Origin of the sequence: Vibrio sp. MACH09, assembly GCF_033238805.1 — a bacterium.
Lineage (GTDB): Bacteria > Pseudomonadota > Gammaproteobacteria > Enterobacterales > Vibrionaceae > Vibrio.
In genome coordinates this window covers 535,670-552,613 of the sequence record NZ_BSFZ01000001.1, presented here as the reverse complement: position 1 = coordinate 552,613, position 16,944 = coordinate 535,670, and the positions used below count along the sequence as shown (strand labels likewise).

General features: G+C 42.0%; 16 protein-coding genes. 5 read left to right on the top strand and 11 right to left on the bottom strand.

The genetic code is table 11. From position 1 onward, the window contains the following. Nucleotides 1-107 precede the first annotated feature (107 nt). The 4 genes from CHJ_RS02515 to prfB form a co-directional block, all read right to left on the bottom strand. Nucleotides 108-326 carry a hypothetical protein gene (locus CHJ_RS02515; RefSeq protein ID WP_171753798.1) on the bottom strand — a complete coding sequence of 73 codons (219 nt, stop codon included), beginning with the start codon at nucleotides 324-326 and terminating at the stop codon, nucleotides 108-110. Nucleotides 327-579: 253 nt separating this feature from the next. Continuing rightward, nucleotides 580-939: a YacL family protein gene (locus CHJ_RS02510; RefSeq protein ID WP_171753799.1), complete on the bottom strand. Its 360-nt coding sequence runs from the start codon at nucleotides 937-939 to the stop codon at nucleotides 580-582. Nucleotides 940-1,059: 120 nt separating this feature from the next. Continuing rightward, a complete protein-coding gene (gene lysS, locus CHJ_RS02505) occupies nucleotides 1,060-2,580 on the bottom strand; it encodes a lysine--tRNA ligase (protein WP_171753800.1) in 1,521 nt (506 codons plus the stop codon). 32 nt (nucleotides 2,581-2,612) lie between these two features. Continuing rightward, nucleotides 2,613-3,711 (bottom strand): peptide chain release factor 2 gene (gene prfB, locus CHJ_RS02500; protein ID WP_317916779.1). Its coding sequence is split into 2 segments (ribosomal slippage): nucleotides 2,613-3,635 and nucleotides 3,637-3,711, totalling 1,098 coding nucleotides; the frame shifts between segments, so codons are not numbered across the junction. Between the two features lie 273 nt (nucleotides 3,712-3,984). Here prfB and CHJ_RS02495 point away from each other — a divergent pair. Next, nucleotides 3,985-4,626, top strand: coding sequence for an START domain-containing protein (locus CHJ_RS02495; protein ID WP_317916778.1), 642 nt, complete (start codon nucleotides 3,985-3,987; stop codon nucleotides 4,624-4,626). A 61-nt stretch (nucleotides 4,627-4,687) separates the two neighbouring features. Here the strand turns inward: CHJ_RS02495 and recJ are convergent, their stop codons facing one another. From recJ to xerD, 3 genes are all read right to left on the bottom strand, one after another. Next, complete coding sequence (gene recJ / locus CHJ_RS02490) at nucleotides 4,688-6,421, bottom strand: single-stranded-DNA-specific exonuclease RecJ (protein WP_171753803.1); 1,734 nt, start codon at nucleotides 6,419-6,421, stop codon at nucleotides 4,688-4,690. Nucleotides 6,422-6,518: 97 nt separating this feature from the next. Continuing rightward, on the bottom strand, nucleotides 6,519-7,313 hold the full coding sequence (locus CHJ_RS02485; RefSeq protein ID WP_317916777.1) for a thioredoxin fold domain-containing protein: 795 nt from the start codon (nucleotides 7,311-7,313) through the stop codon (nucleotides 6,519-6,521). Between the two features lie 26 nt (nucleotides 7,314-7,339). Beyond that, nucleotides 7,340-8,236: a site-specific tyrosine recombinase XerD gene (gene xerD / locus CHJ_RS02480; protein WP_317916776.1), complete on the bottom strand. Its 897-nt coding sequence runs from the start codon at nucleotides 8,234-8,236 to the stop codon at nucleotides 7,340-7,342. 92 nt (nucleotides 8,237-8,328) lie between these two features. Between xerD and fldB the strand changes: the two genes are divergently transcribed. Further along, nucleotides 8,329-8,847 carry a flavodoxin FldB gene (fldB, locus tag CHJ_RS02475; RefSeq protein ID WP_317916775.1) on the top strand — a complete coding sequence of 173 codons (519 nt, stop codon included), beginning with the start codon at nucleotides 8,329-8,331 and terminating at the stop codon, nucleotides 8,845-8,847. A gap of 162 nt (nucleotides 8,848-9,009) precedes the next feature. On the opposite strand, the gene brnQ is transcribed toward fldB, so the two are convergent. Continuing rightward, on the bottom strand, nucleotides 9,010-10,323 hold the full coding sequence (brnQ, locus tag CHJ_RS02470) for a branched-chain amino acid transport system II carrier protein (protein ID WP_171753807.1): 1,314 nt from the start codon (nucleotides 10,321-10,323) through the stop codon (nucleotides 9,010-9,012). Between the two features lie 293 nt (nucleotides 10,324-10,616). On the opposite strand from brnQ, the gene CHJ_RS02465 reads away from it, so the two are divergent. Both CHJ_RS02465 and srmB read left to right on the top strand, forming a co-directional pair. Then, on the top strand, nucleotides 10,617-11,336 hold the full coding sequence (locus CHJ_RS02465) for a tRNA1(Val) (adenine(37)-N6)-methyltransferase (protein WP_317916774.1): 720 nt from the start codon (nucleotides 10,617-10,619) through the stop codon (nucleotides 11,334-11,336). 66 nt (nucleotides 11,337-11,402) lie between these two features. Further along, complete coding sequence (gene srmB, locus CHJ_RS02460; protein ID WP_171753809.1) at nucleotides 11,403-12,653, top strand: ATP-dependent RNA helicase SrmB; 1,251 nt, start codon at nucleotides 11,403-11,405, stop codon at nucleotides 12,651-12,653. A gap of 137 nt (nucleotides 12,654-12,790) precedes the next feature. On the opposite strand, the gene yaaA is transcribed toward srmB, so the two are convergent. Then, complete coding sequence (gene yaaA / locus CHJ_RS02455) at nucleotides 12,791-13,567, bottom strand: peroxide stress protein YaaA (RefSeq protein ID WP_317916773.1); 777 nt, start codon at nucleotides 13,565-13,567, stop codon at nucleotides 12,791-12,793. A gap of 109 nt (nucleotides 13,568-13,676) precedes the next feature. Further along, the gene (locus tag CHJ_RS02450) at nucleotides 13,677-15,110 is read right to left on the bottom strand and encodes an alanine/glycine:cation symporter family protein (RefSeq protein WP_171753811.1); all 1,434 of its coding nucleotides are present in this window, start codon (nucleotides 15,108-15,110) and stop codon (nucleotides 13,677-13,679) included. A 743-nt stretch (nucleotides 15,111-15,853) separates the two neighbouring features. Here CHJ_RS02450 and CHJ_RS02445 point away from each other — a divergent pair. Then, nucleotides 15,854-16,042: a DUF3545 family protein gene (locus tag CHJ_RS02445; RefSeq protein WP_171753812.1), complete on the top strand. Its 189-nt coding sequence runs from the start codon at nucleotides 15,854-15,856 to the stop codon at nucleotides 16,040-16,042. A 98-nt stretch (nucleotides 16,043-16,140) separates the two neighbouring features. Here the strand turns inward: CHJ_RS02445 and CHJ_RS02440 are convergent, their stop codons facing one another. Further along, a complete protein-coding gene (locus tag CHJ_RS02440; protein WP_171753813.1) occupies nucleotides 16,141-16,692 on the bottom strand; it encodes a hemerythrin domain-containing protein in 552 nt (183 codons plus the stop codon). Nucleotides 16,693-16,944 lie beyond the last annotated feature (252 nt).

Here is a 16,944-nt window from a genome sequence, read left to right as displayed (position 1 = left end):
ATGCAATGTTGGTCAGCGACCTACCATTTATGTACCAGCACGATCAAAATAGCCCTTATAAAAGGGCTATTTATTGGTGTAACTTTTCGGTTATTAACAACAAAACACTATTTCCACTTATCACTTACCCACCCGTCAATATGCTCGTCAAAATGATGTCCAACAAAGTGCTGCTGCCTCATATTTACTTCACTCTGAACCGAAGGGCTATCAGTGAGTAAATGTTCAATATGTCGAACCATAGGGTTGTCACTTAAACTGCGTTCACGGTGTTCCACGGTTTCCTTAATTAATTGTAAGCGATAGGTCTTGCTGTTTCTTTTCATCTGGCTATCCTCATTTCCATCTCGGCTAAAAAATCGGTCAATAATTAACCATAGGAAGCAAATTGAAAAGCGTCAAATCTGTTAGATAGCGTTTCAAAAGGAGAGAATCAATAAGCAACATTACGTCCAAATAGGTGGACTCTACAGAGATGCGATGACTGAAAGAGTAAATAGATTACAAATAGATGTCGAGCCTGCGTCAATATCACTCCATTCTTAAAAGTAAGACAAGCTGACAAGCAAAGAGGGACCGTTAGCGAATAAACACCAGCCATGATCGAAGTAACTGCTCAAAGTCTTCCAAACCACAACCTGCGGAGCTTTCACTATTGTAAAAATCAAACTCATTATCATCGAGTTCTTGCTCAGTAGATAATACGTTCTCTTCGATAATTACTTCACCCTGTAACATAGACAATGAGATCTCTTTTCCTCGATAGCAGAACTCTTGACCATCGCCCGCTTTTATCTGTTCAATGGTAGCGAGAATGTCATTAATCTTCGCTTTGTCTGTATACACCTCTTGTTCTAACCAACGTGCAACGACTTCATGATCCATACTGCATTTAATTCGGTACTCGCCCGTTAACGTTCTAGTAAATTGATATTCCAAACTCAACTCCAATCGTTATGTTCATCAAACCATTCATCTTCAAAAATGCTCGTTTGCAAAAACAAATGGGGTCAGACCTTAATAGAGTCTGACCCCATATCTTATACTAGTAAAAATCTCTTACGCTTGTGGTCTCATCGCAGGGAACAAAATCACATCACGAATAGTATGAGTATTGGTAAACAACATCGCCAGACGATCAATACCGATACCTTGACCTGCTGTTGGTGGTAAACCGTGCTCTAGCGCTGTAATGTAGTCAGCATCGTAGTACATCGCTTCATCATCGCCTGCGTCTTTCGCTTCGACTTGTGCTTTAAAGCGTGCATCTTGATCTTCTGCATCATTAAGCTCAGAGAAACCATTAGCCACTTCACGACCACCAATAAAGAACTCAAAACGGTCAGTGATAAACGGGTTTGTATCATTACGACGAGCCAGTGGTGAGATATCCGCTGGGTACTCTGTAATAAATGTTGGTTGAATCAGTTGAGGTTCAGCCGTTTCACCGAAAATCTCTTCGAGCAACTGCCCACATGTCCAAAAGTCTTCTACAGCAACATGCAGTGATTTCGCAATGCCAACCATAAAGTCACGATCTTGCACATTTTCGTATGTCATGCTTTGGATATCTTCGCGATCTGGATTGTATTGCTTAATCGCATCCAACATGCTCATACGTGGATAAGTTCCGCCAAACTCTACCATCTCTTCGCCATAAGGCATTGCTGTAGCGCCTAAAACTTCTACCGCTACAGTGCGAAGCATCTCTTCTGTCAGATCCATAAGATCATTGTAATCAGCGTACGCCATATAGAATTCCATCATGGTAAATTCTGGGTTATGACGTGGAGATAAACCTTCATTACGGAAGTTACGGTTGATTTCAAATACGCGGTCAAAACCACCAACTGTCAAACGCTTCAAGTACAACTCTGGCGCAACACGGAGATACATATCGATATCTAGCGCGTTGTGATGCGTAATAAATGGACGTGCTGTTGCACCGCCAGGAATGACATGCATCATTGGCGTTTCAACTTCCATGAACTGCTTGGAGACCATGAAGTTACGGATAGCCGTAACCAACTTTGAACGGATGATGAAAGCAGTACGAGAATCTTCATTAACAATAAGATCAACGTAACGTTGACGGTAACGCATCTCTTGATCTGTTAAACCGTGGAATTTCTCTGGAAGTGGACGAAGAGCTTTAGTCAGCAGTTCATACTCTTCCATATTCACGTACAAGTCACCTTTACCTGACTTATGCAATGCACCTTTAACACCAACGATATCGCCGATATCCAGCCCTTGATACTGCTCTTTAAGCTCTTTCTGCACAGGTTTTGCTGCATATGCTTGAATGCGGCCAGAGGTCTCTTGAATAACAAGGAATGGACCACGTTTAGCCATTACACGACCAGCAATAGCAACAATTTTATTTAACTCTTCTAGCTCTTCTTTACTTTTATCACCAAACTCAGCCTGCAGATCACCCGCTAAGCTGTCGCGACGAAAGTCATTTGGGTGACCATTCGCTTTACAGTTTTTACGGATGTGCTCTAGTTTTGCACGACGCTCGGCAATCAGTTTGTTTTCTTCTTGTGCATTTACTTCTGAGTGAACTTGTTCAGTCATTTTATTATTACCTTATTACCTTATTAACGCGCTTACAGACCTGATTTCAGGCTGGCTTCGATAAATTTGTCTAGATCACCATCAAGAACCGCTTGAGTGTTACGGTTCTCAACTCCGGTGCGTAAATCTTTAATACGAGAATCATCCAATACATAGGAGCGAATTTGGCTACCCCAACCGATATCAGACTTAGCATCTTCGTTCGCTTGCTTCTCTGCATTTTGTTTTTGCAATTCAAGTTCAAACAGTTTTGCTTTTAGCTGTTTCATCGCTTGATCTTTGTTTTTATGCTGCGAACGATCATTCTGACACTGCACAACAGTATTGGTAGGTAGGTGAGTAATACGTACCGCTGATTCCGTTGTGTTTACGTGCTGACCACCAGCTCCTGACGCACGATAAACATCAATACGCAGATCACTAGGGTTTATGTCGATAGCAATATTGTCATCAATCTCTGGGTAGATAAATGCAGAGGCAAAAGAGGTATGGCGACGGCCACCTGAATCAAATGGCGATTTTCGTACTAAGCGGTGCACACCTGTTTCTGTGCGTAACCAACCATAAGCGTACTCTCCCACGATTCGAATCGTTGCCGATTTCAATCCTGCGACATCCCCTTCCGACACTTCAATGACTTCCGTTTTAAAGCCTTTGGCTTCAGCCCAACGCAAATACATACGAAGTAACATTGATGTCCAGTCTTGTGCTTCTGTCCCACCAGAACCCGACTGTAGGTCGATATAGCAATCAGATTCATCATGATCACCCGAGAACATACGACGAAACTCAAGCTTCTCTAGCTTACCTTCAAGTTCGACAAGTTCAGGGGCAATTTCATCAAACGTTTCTTGGTCTTCGGCTTCAATAGCCAACTCCAACAAACCTTCTACGTCGTCAACACCTTGATCTAACTGATCGATGGTCTCTACAATCGCTTCTAACGACGAACGCTCTTTCCCTAACGCTTGTGCTCGTTCAGGTTCGTTCCAAACATCTGGCTGCTCTAACTCTGCATTAACTTCTTCTAAACGCTCTTTCTTAGCGTCATAGTCAAAGGTACCCCCTCAGGATATCTGTACGTTCAGATACGTCCTGTAAGCGGTTTTTAATAGGATTGATTTCAAACATGTTTGCTCAACAATAAGTGTAGATTTTAACCGCAGAATTCTACTGAAAAATGTGACGAAGATACAGAAAAATATTTAATGAAAGCCGCGACAAAACCCTGATTTTTTCAGCGACTCAAGCATAGTTAAGCGCTATCCCATGCAAATAGCGAATCAACACCTCACCCTCTATCGTTTAAGCATTTGATAAAATAAGTATCGCAAACAACACCCAATACCATAAATTAGATATATGCTTGAATAAATATACCGTGATTTAAAATTGATAAAAATTATGCTTACTCTAAAAAAATGCCTGTTTATCACATTGTTGCTCGTCACAACACCTCTGCTTGCAGAGCCTTTTGCTTACTGGAAATTTGACAGTAACCGTAATGGCATTTCCATCTATTCACGAGAGCATAGTGATGGTTTAGTGGAGATTCGAGCACAGATGTTCACACCCACCAGTTATGGGGCTTTTCTATCTTTATTGGAAGACAGCAAAAACGTGCCAAACTGGATAGCGAATGTGAGCAGTAGCCAAGTTTTAAAGCAGATCTCAGCAACTGAAAATATTGTCTATACTCAGTTTGCCGCACCTTGGCCTGCAACAAATCGAGATATGGTGACCTACTCTAAATACTCTATTGAAGATAGCGCTTTTACCCTGAGTATTAAAGATGCCCCCTTGTCCACATTCCCGCCGCAACAAGGGTATGTACGTATTCATTCCGTCACGGCGACTTGGCTATTACAAAAACTGACTAACGGCTTAACCGTCATTGAATACACCGCGTTTGCTCATCCCGGTGGCGATCTTCCCGATTGGCTGATCAATAAACTGGCCATTGAGAGTGCGCGTGAAACATTTGAAGGGTTGAGAGCACAACTTCCAAACTACCAAACCCGTTCTCACCCGCAAATACAAGAGTAGTACTTCTGAAAGTAGTACTTTTGAAAACAATGCTTCTAAAAGTAATGCTTCTGAAGTGTCGCTAAAGCAAACACTCCACCATTAACTGTAACGACTGATTTCCACGAAACTCATTAATGTCCAGTCGATACGCCATATGGACCGTTTTAGTGGCAGGATCAGGCCAGCGACGTAGATCAACATTAAAAGCGATGGCATCTATGGTTATATTGCTTGGGTGCCCTTTAAATAATGGTTCCACCATCATTTTTAGATGCTTCTCCCCCACCAGTTTTTGATGCAATATTTTGAATTCACCATCAAACACCGGTTCAGGAAAGTTTTGCCCCCACGGGCCCCCATCTCGTATCAACTGAGCAACATGCATGGAGAACTCTTCAGGTAATAACTCGCCGTCAGATAACACCACGCCTTGCAAAGCACTTTCATCGAGTTCATCTCTCACAACTTGATCAAACAGCTGACAAAATAAATCGTAGTGCTCTTCTTTGATGGTTAACCCTGCTGCCATGGCGTGACCACCAAACTTGGTAATAATATTTGGATGTTGAGTATCTATTCGATCCAGTGCATCTCTCATATGTAAACCGGGTATAGAGCGACAAGATCCTTTGATGAAACCATCCCCACCATCAGCAAACGCAATCACCGGACGATGAAATTTGTCCTTAATTCGCGACGCAACGATACCAATCACCCCTTGATGCCAATCTCGCTGAAATAGCACTAATCCATAAGGGAGTTGTGACGCTTCGTTTAACTGGAGTCGTTCGCAGATGGCAATAGCTTCTTGCTTCATCCCTTCTTCAATTTCTCGTCGAGTCTGGTTTAGTCCATCAAGTTCTGTGGCCATACGCCGAGCTGCGTGTATGTTGTTACACATCAACAGCTCAACACCAAATGACATATCGTCTAAACGACCCGCGGCATTAATTCGTGGACCCAATGCAAAGCCAAAATCGGACGCCACTAATCTTCTTGCGTCTCTTTTGGCCACTTCAATCAGAGCTTGAATTCCCGGCCGAGCTTTCCCTGCACGAATTCGTTGTACGCCTTGATGCACCAGAATGCGATTGTTTTCATCTAGGGAAACCACATCCGCCACAGTACCTAGTGCCACCAAATCAAGCAGTTCTGCCAGATTAGGCTGTAAAATGTTTTGTTGAGTAAACCACTCTTTTTCTCGCATATACGCTCGGAGAGCCATCATTAAATAGAATGCGACTCCTACGCCGGCTAATGCTTTAGAAGGAAATGAACAGAGTTGTAAATTGGGGTTAACCATCGCATCAGCAATAGGCAGTTCATCCCCCGGTAAATGGTGATCAGTAACAATAACATCAATACCTTTGGATTTTGCATAGCGGACCCCTTCAATGGAAGAGACGCCATTATCCACGGTCATGATAAGCTCCGCTCCAAGTTCTATCGCTTGATCCACCACTTCAGGACTTAAGCCATAACCGTCTTCAAAACGGTTAGGCACTAGGTAATCAACATTCTGACTACCAAAACTGCGTAACGCTAACACTGACAAAGCGGAGCTGGTTGCGCCATCAGCGTCAAAATCACCCACAACAATGATACGACGTCCAGCGCCTATTGCTGCATAAAGCAGTTCTACCGCCTTCTCAATACCATGTAACGACTGATAAGCATGTAGTCCTTTTGCTCCTTTATCTAACTGACTCATGTTCCTAATTCCCCGAGCAAGATAAATACGGCGTAAAAGAGGAGGAATAGTATCGGAAAGTTGCGAAAGATCTTGTGCCGGACGCTGAGTAATTTTATTCATAACAAGTCAGTTTTTCTCATATCGTATAGGAGCAATAGGGAGTATTAGAAGAGGAAGAACTCGGCCTAGCTATGAGGCCAAACCGAGCTTAGGATGTTTACTTATCCATTTCTGCGCGAAGGCGAGTAATCATTTTTGCTGGAGGCATATAACCCGCAACAAGCTTACCATTTGGTAGATAGATGGCCGGAGTCCCAGAAATACCTAACTCTCTGCCTAAAACATACTGATCCATAATTTTTGTTTTACACTGTTCAAGGTTATCGACCTGTTCCGTAAAATTACGCTCTATCTTGGCTTTATTCATTGCAGCCGCTGGCTCTTTTGCACACCAGATACGCGCCATCTCTTCAGCCACTTCTCCTTGCGGACCTTGACGGGGATAAGCCAAATAACGAACAGTAATACCCAACTCATTATAACCGCTCATCTGGCTGTGTAATTTCACACAGTAACCACAAGTAGTATCAGTAAACACGGTAATGACATATTTTTCATCGTCCGCTGGATATACAATCATATCCTGTTCAAATTGAGCAATTTTTGCTGCATTCAATGGCGCTTTTCGCTCTTCTATTAAGTTGACGTATTGACCATCGTCATCCAGAGAATACAGAGCACCAGCGATAAATTGTTCACCCGCTGCATTGGAGAAAAACAGCCCACCATTGGTTTCAATTTCCACCAAGCCGTCTATGGTTGCAGGCGTGATGCTTATAACTTTTACACCCATTTTTTCAAAGCGAGCAGTGAGCATTTCTTTGTCAAACAGAGTGTCGCTCACTGTTGCAGCTTGCGTTTCTGTCGAAGTTTCAGTTTTGGCTTCTTCCGCATTACAAGCGGCAACCAGTAGAAGGGTTGTCAGAAAAGTTAATCGGCGTAAAACGCTCATTTGTACCACCTTTTTATCATTATAATTCACGCCCGTGGATGATGCTGTTCATGAATCTGTTTAAGTCGCTCTGTTGCTACATGAGTATAAATTTGAGTTGTCGATAAGTCACTATGTCCTAACAACATCTGTACTACCCTAAGGTCTGCACCATGATTAAGCAAGTGTGTTGCAAATGCATGCCTAAGAACATGGGGAGAAAGCAGCTCTGTATCAATTGCTGCGATTACCGCGTAATGCTTTATGCGATGCCAGAAGGTTTGTCTGGTCATCTGCCTCGCCCGCTTACTTGGAAACACAACATCGGAACTCTGCTCACCTAACAGTATTGGTCTGCCTTGTTCAATAAAAGTTTCAATCCAATCGACCGCATTTTCTCCCATTGGAACCAAACGTTCTTTATTGCCTTTGCCTATTACTCGCACAACACCTTGACGAAGACTGATATTCTCCATGGTCAAGCTCACCAACTCAGTAACACGCAAGCCTGTTGCATAAAGCAGCTCCAACATAGCTTTATCTCTTAACTCTATTGGGTCATTACAATCAGGAGCATCAAGTAGGTCATCCACCTGAGTCTCGGTTAAGTCTTTAGGTAATCGTGTCGGCAGTTTAGGGGCAATAAGTAAGGTACTTGGGTCATCTGAGCGCAGGTTTTCACGATATAGATATTGAAACAGACGCTTCATGGCCGACAACATTCGAGCACGAGAGGTCTGTTTATACTGTCGATCCACCAACCAAGCTTGGTACTCTTGTAACTCATGAGTTGATACAGATAACAACTGATATTGCTGCTTGGTCATCCACTCAAAAAGCCGTTTTAAATCATTTCGATAAGATGCAACGGTATTCTCAGATAACCCTTTTTCCATCCATATGGCGTCGAGAAATCGTTCTACAATTGCTAAATCTTTATCCATTGCTCAACCATAAAGTTACTTTCAGCATTTGAGTATACCTGTTTTATAGGTAGAATCAGCGCAATAATGAATAAAAGAATAATGCACTTACTATGAAAATTGGACTATTTTACGGCTCTTCTACCTGCTATACAGAGATGGCAGCAGAAAAAATACGCGCAGTCATTGGAGAAGAGTTGGTTGATATTCATAATGTTAAAGACGTGTCATTAAGTAGAATGAACGACTACGACTTTATTATTCTTGGTATATCGACATGGGATTTTGGTGAAATTCAAGAAGATTGGAACGCTATTTGGCAAACGGTCTCTACCGTTTCACTCAACAATAAATGTGTTGCGCTATTTGGTCTTGGTGACCAAGAAGGTTATGGCGAGTGGTTCTTAGATGCGATGGGCCTACTGCATGATGAGTTGCAACCGACCGGTGCTAAATTTATTGGATACTGGCCAAATATAGGTTACCAATTTGATGCCTCGAAAGCGTTAACAGAACAAGGAGACTATTTTGTAGGACTTGCTCTGGACGAGGACTCGCAATACGAGTTAAGTGATGATCGTATTGCCACTTGGTGCGAACAGATATTAGTTGAGTATCAACAAACACTTTAACAAGCCAATAAGTTCTTGTTACGCAGCGTTTCGCTAAACCAATAACTTATCTGAAAACAATAACTTATCTGAAAACAATAACTTATCTAAAAACAATAACTTATCTAAAAACAATAAAGGGAAGGCAATCGCCTTCCCTTTAAGATATTTATCCAAGCAAAATTACGCGGTTTCTTCTGTTAATGCCTGCTGACGCTTGCCACCAATAAATAACATCGCTACCAAAGTGATGGCTGTCGGCAATAACCATCCCATGCCATAGTCAAACAATGGGATAAAGTTCAATGCAGAAACATCAACGCCGGCAACTTTAATCGCATCAATTAGAGCAAACAGCAACGAGACTAAAATCACTGTACGGTATGCCAATTGACGGTTTGGCAGTAAGTTACGGAAGAAGGTTAACGCCACCAATGCAATCGCGATTGGATATAGCAAGAATAGAACAGGAACAGAAAGGCTGATCAACTGAGATAACCCTACATTTGCCACTAACGTACAAGCCAGACCAACAATAATCACCCAAGCTTTATAAGGCACTTTACATAGAGAACTAAAGAAGTCTGAACAAGCCGATATTAGGCCAATCGCTGTTGTTAAACATGCCAAAAGCACAATGCTAGATAGGACAAACTGACCAGAAGCACCAAACAGTGATTGAACATATTCACTTAAGATCACACCGCCATTGTCAGCATTAACAGATACACCACCACTTGTAGCCCCCAAGTAGAACAGCGAAATATAGATAAATGCTAATCCACTTGCGGCAACAACACCTGCAATGATCAAATATTTAGTAATGGCGGTTTTTTCTGTAATACCTTTGCCTTTAAGCGCATCAACTATCAACATACCAAACATCAGCGAAGCAAAGGTATCCATTGTGTTATAGCCTTCTAGGAAACCTTTCACTAACGGTTGGGCAATGTAATCACCTTGAGGTGCCATAATATCTCCTTGCGGATCAAGGAAGACACTGACGGCAAGAACAACCAAACAGATAAATAGAACGGGTGTTAGGAGTTTACCAATAACATCAATCAGCTTACCTTGAGACCAAGCAAAGAACATCGCGACAGCAAAAAAGACAATAGAGAAAATGGTAAGGTCCATTTGCGCGGCATCAATAATAAATGGTTTTACGGCCATTTCGTACGCAACCAGCCCTGTTCGTGGCGCCGCAAAAGCAGGACCAATGATGATAAACATCAATAACGCCATAATAGTCGACGCTTTTTGAGGAAGATCTTGAGTCAGTTTTTCCCACGTGCCACCAGCAACAGCAATGGCAACAATAGTAATAAGAGGCAAGCCAACTGCTGTAACCAAGAATCCAAACATAGCAGGTAATGAGTTCTCTCCTGCTAACTGACCCGCGAGTGGTGGAAAAATAATATTCCCCGCTCCTAAGAAAAATGCGAATAGCATAAAACCTACTGCTATTATGTCAGTTACTTTTAACGTCTGACTCATAAATAAATCCTGTGATAATGTGTTACATTTTGAACAGTTGACAGATTATTCAACTAAATTAAGGTGCGTGATAATGACGAAATAGAGCTGATTGGTCAATAGATAGTCAAAAAACGATATTTAAAACCATTTAACAAGCTGAGTAGCAGTTAATGACGCTATTATTTCTAGCATTAATAGATGATCATCAACGAAGCTGGGGCAGTTAACACTACAGAATATCAGCGCATTAGTTCAACAGAAGTCGTTATAACAGTTATTAACACTCATCAATTCTAAAAGAACAGCAGATCATGAGTAACATCAAAAATAAGACCAAAGACTTTAAATTCAAGAAGTTCGACATTATTGGAGGCTTCTCCGGAATGCCTGTAAGCACGGATGGCGTGTTGTTGGGGGCATGGGTTGATATAAATCAAGGAGAGTCCATATTAGACATTGGAACAGGCACTGGCTTACTCGCGCTCATGTGCGCGCAACGATTTTCGCAAGCAATAATTTCCGCAGTTGAGATCGACAGTGACGCTTTTCAAGCAGCCAAAAACAATTTCTCTCGTTCAATTTGGTGCTCCCGGCTCTCACTTTATCAACAAGATATTCTTCTTTGGAGCAGCAAAAGAACCTTTGATTGTATTGTCTGCAACCCTCCCTATTTCAATTCAGGTGAGCAGTCTAAGTCTCTGCAGCGAGCAAAAGCCCGTCATACAGACACCCTTACTCATCAGCAACTATTAATAAGATGCAAGGATCTGCTCTCAAACAACGGAACAGCCAGCTTTATCCTTCCTACTGAAGAAGCAGAAAACATGATTGCAATGGCAATATCTGGCGGCTGGCAGATAAAAAGAGTTTGTCGAGTACAAACAAGCCCAAATAAGCCAGTGACACGACTCTTATTTGAACTGAGTAAACAGAAGTGCCAACGCATAGATTCCGAGTTAATTATTCAAAATTCAGGGGATTACAGCAGTGACTTTATCGCATTAACAAAAGAGTTCTATTTAAAGATGTAGAATTATCTTTTGATCAACTATAATGCGCGACCAAACTGTTAATTACCCGCTTGTGGAGATCCTATTGTGGTCAGAAAATTTTCCGAACTAGACCTAGATCCAAACCTTTTAGCTGCAATAGAAGAGATGGGTTATGAACGCCCGACTCAAGTGCAGGCAGAGGCGATCCCTCAGGCTCTCGAAGGTAAAGATATTCTTGCCTCTGCGCCAACCGGCACAGGTAAAACCGCCGCTTTTGTCTTGCCGGCCTTGCAGTATTTACAAGACTTTCCACGTAGAAAAGCTGGCCCTGCTCGTGTATTAGTATTAACCCCAACGCGTGAACTCGCTATGCAAGTGGCTGACCAAGCTAGAGAGCTTGCGAAACACACCAACTTGAAGATCTTCACCATCACTGGTGGTGTTATGTATCAAGACCATGCGGATATTTTAGCGACAACTCAAGATATTGTGGTGGCAACACCTGGGCGTCTAATGGAATATATTGAAGCCGAGCGCTTTGATTGTCGAGCCATTGAATGGTTGGTGCTGGATGAAGCCGATCGTATGTTAGATATGGGCTTTGGTCCTGTCGTCGATCGTTTATCGGGTGAGTGTCGCTGGCGTAAGCAGACCATGCTCTACTCTGCCACATTAGAAGGGAGAGGGGTTGAAGGCTTTACCGCAGACCTACTTAACGAACCTGCCGAAATCACCGCAGAACCTTCTCGCCGCGAACGAAAAAAAATCACTCAGTGGTACCACAGAGCAGATACGCTGACTCATAAAGTTGAGCTGTTAAAACATATATTGACCGAAGAAGCAGAACGCTCCATCGTGTTTATTAAAACACGTGAACGTTTAGGAGAACTTCGCGATCAATTAGAAAGTGCACAAATTCCTTGTAGCTGGATTCAGGGAGAGATGCCTCAAGATCGTCGTAATAATGCTATTCGTCGTTTTAGAGATGGTGAAGTCAACGTATTGCTAGCAACGGATGTAGCAGCAAGAGGGATAGACCTTCCTGACGTGAGTCACGTCATCAACTATGACATGCCTCGCACTGCCGACGTTTATCTGCACCGTATTGGCCGAACGGCTCGCGCAGGGAAAAAAGGCAATGCGGTTGCTCTAGTAGAAGCTCATGATCAAGCCATGCTAGAAAGAGTCGCTCGATACACCAAAGAAGAGATCAAAGAACGCTTTGTCAAAGGCATGCGACCAACACACAAAAAACCGAGTGTGACAAAGAAAAAGAAAAAAACCAAAGAGAGCGCGAAAAAGAAATCATCTACTAAGAAAACGTCGGTGAAGAAGAAAAGCAGCAAGAAAAAGTAGCTCTGAACTAACCTAAAAAAACCGCTTAATAAGCGGTTTTTTTGTATCTAAATCAAACGAACTGCTACTTATGCAATTCAGCATCGATAGCAGATCAGCGATAAGAATATGAGCAGAACTGTGTCAGATTCCGGTCGCTATGACTGTTCGTCTCGTTTAAAAACCAACTCAGTCGCTGTAGATTCACTCTCAACGAAGTAATAACCTGCCACTGTAAACTTCGTCAGCTCTTCGATGGAGTTAACTTGGTTATCAATGATATAGCGAGCCATCATCCCTCTCGCCTTTTTAGCAAAGAAGCTAATCACTTTATATTGACCATTTTTGCAATCTTTAAACACAGGAGTAACGATTGAGCCATCTAGTCTCTTTTTCTGTACCGACTTAAAATACTCATTAGACGCTAGATTGACTAAAATATTGTCACCCTGATCTGCCATCGCTTGGTTGAGTTTATCCGTTATTACATCACCCCAAAATTGATAGAGGTTACTTCCTCTTGGATTCGCTAGCTTACACCCCATTTCCAATCGATACGGTTGCATAAGGTCAAGTGGTCGTAATACGCCATACAAACCAGATAACATTCTCAAATGAGATTGTGCATATTCGAAATCCGATTCCGTCATGGTCTCAGCGGCTAATCCAGTATATACATCCCCTTTAAAGGCCAATATAGCGGGACGAGCATTGTCCAAAGTAAACTCTTCATTCCACTGCTGGAAACGCGCCACATTCAAACCGGCTATTTTGTCGCTCACCTTCATTAGATTGGCGACATCAGCAGGTGTCATTTTACGACACTCAGCAATCAACTCATTTGAGTGTTCCGTTAACTCGGGTAAGGTGTGCCTCTTTGTCACTAAAGGTGACTCATAATCTAAAGTTTTCGCGGGTGAAACAACGATAAGCATGGTGAACTTCCTGACTGGTTTTGTAATTATGCTCCCTAGCATAGTAAAAAAGCCACGCTGAGTCAGCATGGCTTTTTCTATTTATTTGATAGGGATTATCAATTACGCATTAAGATTCTTTCTTGTTGCCATCCCAAATACCTTCTTCCAACTGTGATTTCAGCTCTGGAAACTCATTTGAATCAAAGGTTGGAACCTTACCCTCAGCCAACTGACGGTTATAATCTTTTGCCAGTTTTATCACTATGCCAGAGAGCAGAATAATCGCCACCAAGTTCACTATCGCCATCAATCCCATTGACACATCCGCCAGCGACCAGATAACAGGAAGTGAACCGATCGAACCAAACATGACCATTCCTAATACAATCACACGGAAGATCTTTAGACCACCTTTGTGGTTATGCTCTAAGAAAATCAGGTTAGTTTCTGCATACGAGTAGTTAGCGATAATTGACGTAAATGCGAAGAAGAAAATCGCTACCGCTACAAAGATAGAGCCCCAATCACCCACTTGTGAACTTAATGCACGTTGCGTTAACTCGATACCTGTCACTTCACCGTGAGGAACGTACTCACCAGAAACAAGAATGATCGCAACCGTTGCAGTACAGATAACCATGGTATCCATAAACACCCCTAGCATCTGTACATAACCTTGAGAAGCTGGGTGAGGAGGATATGGTGTCGCTGATGCAGCGGCGTTAGGTGCCGAACCCATACCCGCTTCGTTTGAGAACAAACCACGTTTAATACCATTAATCATTGCTTGAGCAATGGCATAACCTAGTCCACCTGCTGCAGCTTCTTGAAAACCAAATGCACTTTTAAAAATGAGAGCAAAAGCACCTGGTACTTTATCAAGGTTCATCGCTACAACAAACAGTGCTAATGCCAAGTAGAATAGCGCCATAACAGGAACGATAAGCTCTGCTGTTTTTGCAATGGTTCTAATTCCACCAAATATAACAACCGCTGAGATCGCTACGATGCCGATACCAACATAAAGCGGTTCCCAACCAAATGCTGTTTTCATTGCACCTGCGATGGAGTTTGCTTGCACAGCATTAAAGACCAGACCGAATGCAATAATTAGGAAGATCGAGAACAGCACTCCCATCCAACGCATTCCAAGCCCTTTCTCCATATAATATGCAGGGCCACCACGATAATTTCCATCATCATCTTTGGTTTTATATAACTGAGCTAAGGTACTCTCCGCAAAAGACGTTGCCATACCCAACATAGCAATGAGCCACATCCAGAATATTGCACCGGGTCCACCAGCTGTTAATGCAACAGCAACACCCGCCATATTTCCGGTACCAACACGGGCAGCCAAGCTAGTACAAAGAGCTTGAAAAGATGAGATACCTGACTTATCCGCTTTACGACTATTTTTAAGAACGCTAAACATGTGGCCAAAGTGGCGAATTTGGATAAAACCCAAACGGATAGTGAAGTAAATCCCTACTCCAACTAAAAGGTATACAAGAATAGATCCCCACAGGAGATCGTTCATTAAGTTAATTATGTCTGTCATATGAGCCTCTTGTTAAATTAAGCGACAATCGTCTATCGCTTATAAGAATTAAGCCACATTGGTTGGTATTATTTAAGGAAACCCGTTTATCTTGATGTGACTTAATGGATTGCAACGATCAATCATCAAGTGAAGAGAAAACTAGTTGCATATCTTTATATCTGTTGACCGCAGGATAATGCAGCTCATGGGCAGAAAAATCAATACCAAACAAGTTGCTTAGTAAAGTGTTTTTTACTTCATCAACACAATAATTTAACAATATACCCCACATTATTTTCTAAAAATGTCTACAACTATTCATTAACGAACCGCAGCGGTTTAAAGTAAAAAGCACCAACGATTAACCCTAGTTCAATTTGCATTAAGCTCCTTTTGTTAAAGGAGTATTGAGGTAAACCACAAAAATCTGAGCAAGCGCATTATCACCCCTCTCAAAAACAGTAAACGGCTAACACCACCAATACCCAATAAATCCACTTGTACAGGTTATTAACAACTCAATCACGGCAATAAAAAACTACGCCGCCTTTTCAACTGCGCACTATTTGAGCGATTTATCTTAATAAACTGTGAATTCCGATAAATTTTCTAATAAAAACTTCATCGAAGAGAAACATTTGCGAAACACATCATAGTTATTCTTACCTCCCTTATGGTACTTAATTGATTACAGTCAGACGAATCTTGATAGGAGTTTTGTACGGCTGTCAGCAAATAAAAAACAATAAAGAGAGGTCAACATGGAAGGCTTTCTACTAGATAACATCATGATGGAGATAGGAAATCACCAAACTCGTTCAAGCCGAGCAAAACCGGCAAAGCGAAAGTGGCGTGAAATAGAAGCAATTAAAGACCGTCAACGATTACAAAAAGAGCTGATGGATATGGATGTCTGCAACGACTACAGTTTAGACGATATAGACTTATAACAGATATATAAAAACAGGCACCTTGAGGTGCCTGTTTTGCCATTTATCGTCTTAAAACAGTCGCCGAATACTATCTGACAGTCAAACGAACGGTCTAACTATATTACCTCAGCTTCCGTTTGACGTACTCTCTGCGCCAACTGTTTATATTGATCAGCGATGGTCTCTCCGAATACAGGATCATCTTCACTGTGATCCCATAGCTTCTCTACTTGCTGCCAATCTTCCGTGGTAAATGTTTGCTTAATCAACGGCAATATCTCTTTCTCTTCGAGATCCAAATGTTCGCGCTGAGCCACAATAAACGACTGTAACTTCTCAGCGAAAATCTCTAATGGAACAACAGCATCTTGAAGAATCATCTCTACAGTCAGTAAAAACTCGCTGGTATCCTGAGACAGCTTAATATGTTCCGCTTCCAAGTTCTTTATTTGGTTACTTGCTGGATAATGCTCTACAAAGTATCGATATAGGATGTCTTCTTTTGGGTGGTGAACTTTCTCTGAATGCGAAGATAAATACTCAACTATCTCTTTGATTAGTGTGAAGTTTACAGCTTCTTCAGCATTGATACTGTGACACTTTTTTTTCAAGATCGCTAAAAGACGTACCATATAACCATGCTCACGATGGATCTGCTCTAACATCATCACTTACTCCTTATTTCCCTATAATTAAACTCTTCAGCTCTCCCAACGAATTGTTGAGGACGTATTAATTCTCTTAACTGTTATGTCAGATAAAATGATGAACGATAAAGCAAGGAAATATGGAGGTACCCTCCAAGTGATCAATAACAACCGAAACTAACAAGAGCTTGCGCAATCGAACCCACTTTAACCATGCTTCATTCATGGTTAATTCGACTTAGTGGTATATCCAAATACCATCAAGCCGCTTAT

What these genes read in the sequence shown, in the direction of transcription:
- xerD (WP_317916776.1), bottom strand. Translation starts at nt 8,236, where the DNA reads ATGGATAAAGATTTAGCAATTGTAGAACGATTTCTCGACGCCATATGG.
- CHJ_RS02450 (WP_171753811.1), bottom strand. Translation starts at nt 15,110, where the DNA reads ATGACAGACATAATTAACTTAATGAACGATCTCCTGTGGGGATCTATT.
- CHJ_RS02445 (WP_171753812.1), top strand. Translation starts at nt 15,854, where the DNA reads ATGGAAGGCTTTCTACTAGATAACATCATGATGGAGATAGGAAATCAC.
- yaaA (WP_317916773.1), bottom strand. Translation starts at nt 13,567, where the DNA reads ATGCTTATCGTTGTTTCACCCGCGAAAACTTTAGATTATGAGTCACCT.
- CHJ_RS02485 (WP_317916777.1), bottom strand. Translation starts at nt 7,313, where the DNA reads ATGAGCGTTTTACGCCGATTAACTTTTCTGACAACCCTTCTACTGGTT.
- brnQ (WP_171753807.1), bottom strand. Translation starts at nt 10,323, where the DNA reads ATGAGTCAGACGTTAAAAGTAACTGACATAATAGCAGTAGGTTTTATG.
- fldB (WP_317916775.1), top strand. Translation starts at nt 8,329, where the DNA reads ATGAAAATTGGACTATTTTACGGCTCTTCTACCTGCTATACAGAGATG.
- CHJ_RS02440 (WP_171753813.1), bottom strand. Translation starts at nt 16,692, where the DNA reads ATGATGTTAGAGCAGATCCATCGTGAGCATGGTTATATGGTACGTCTT.
- CHJ_RS02495 (WP_317916778.1), top strand. Translation starts at nt 3,985, where the DNA reads ATGCTTACTCTAAAAAAATGCCTGTTTATCACATTGTTGCTCGTCACA.
- CHJ_RS02465 (WP_317916774.1), top strand. Translation starts at nt 10,617, where the DNA reads ATGAGTAACATCAAAAATAAGACCAAAGACTTTAAATTCAAGAAGTTC.
- recJ (WP_171753803.1), bottom strand. Translation starts at nt 6,421, where the DNA reads ATGAATAAAATTACTCAGCGTCCGGCACAAGATCTTTCGCAACTTTCC.
- CHJ_RS02515 (WP_171753798.1), bottom strand. Translation starts at nt 326, where the DNA reads ATGAAAAGAAACAGCAAGACCTATCGCTTACAATTAATTAAGGAAACC.
- lysS (WP_171753800.1), bottom strand. Translation starts at nt 2,580, where the DNA reads ATGACTGAACAAGTTCACTCAGAAGTAAATGCACAAGAAGAAAACAAA.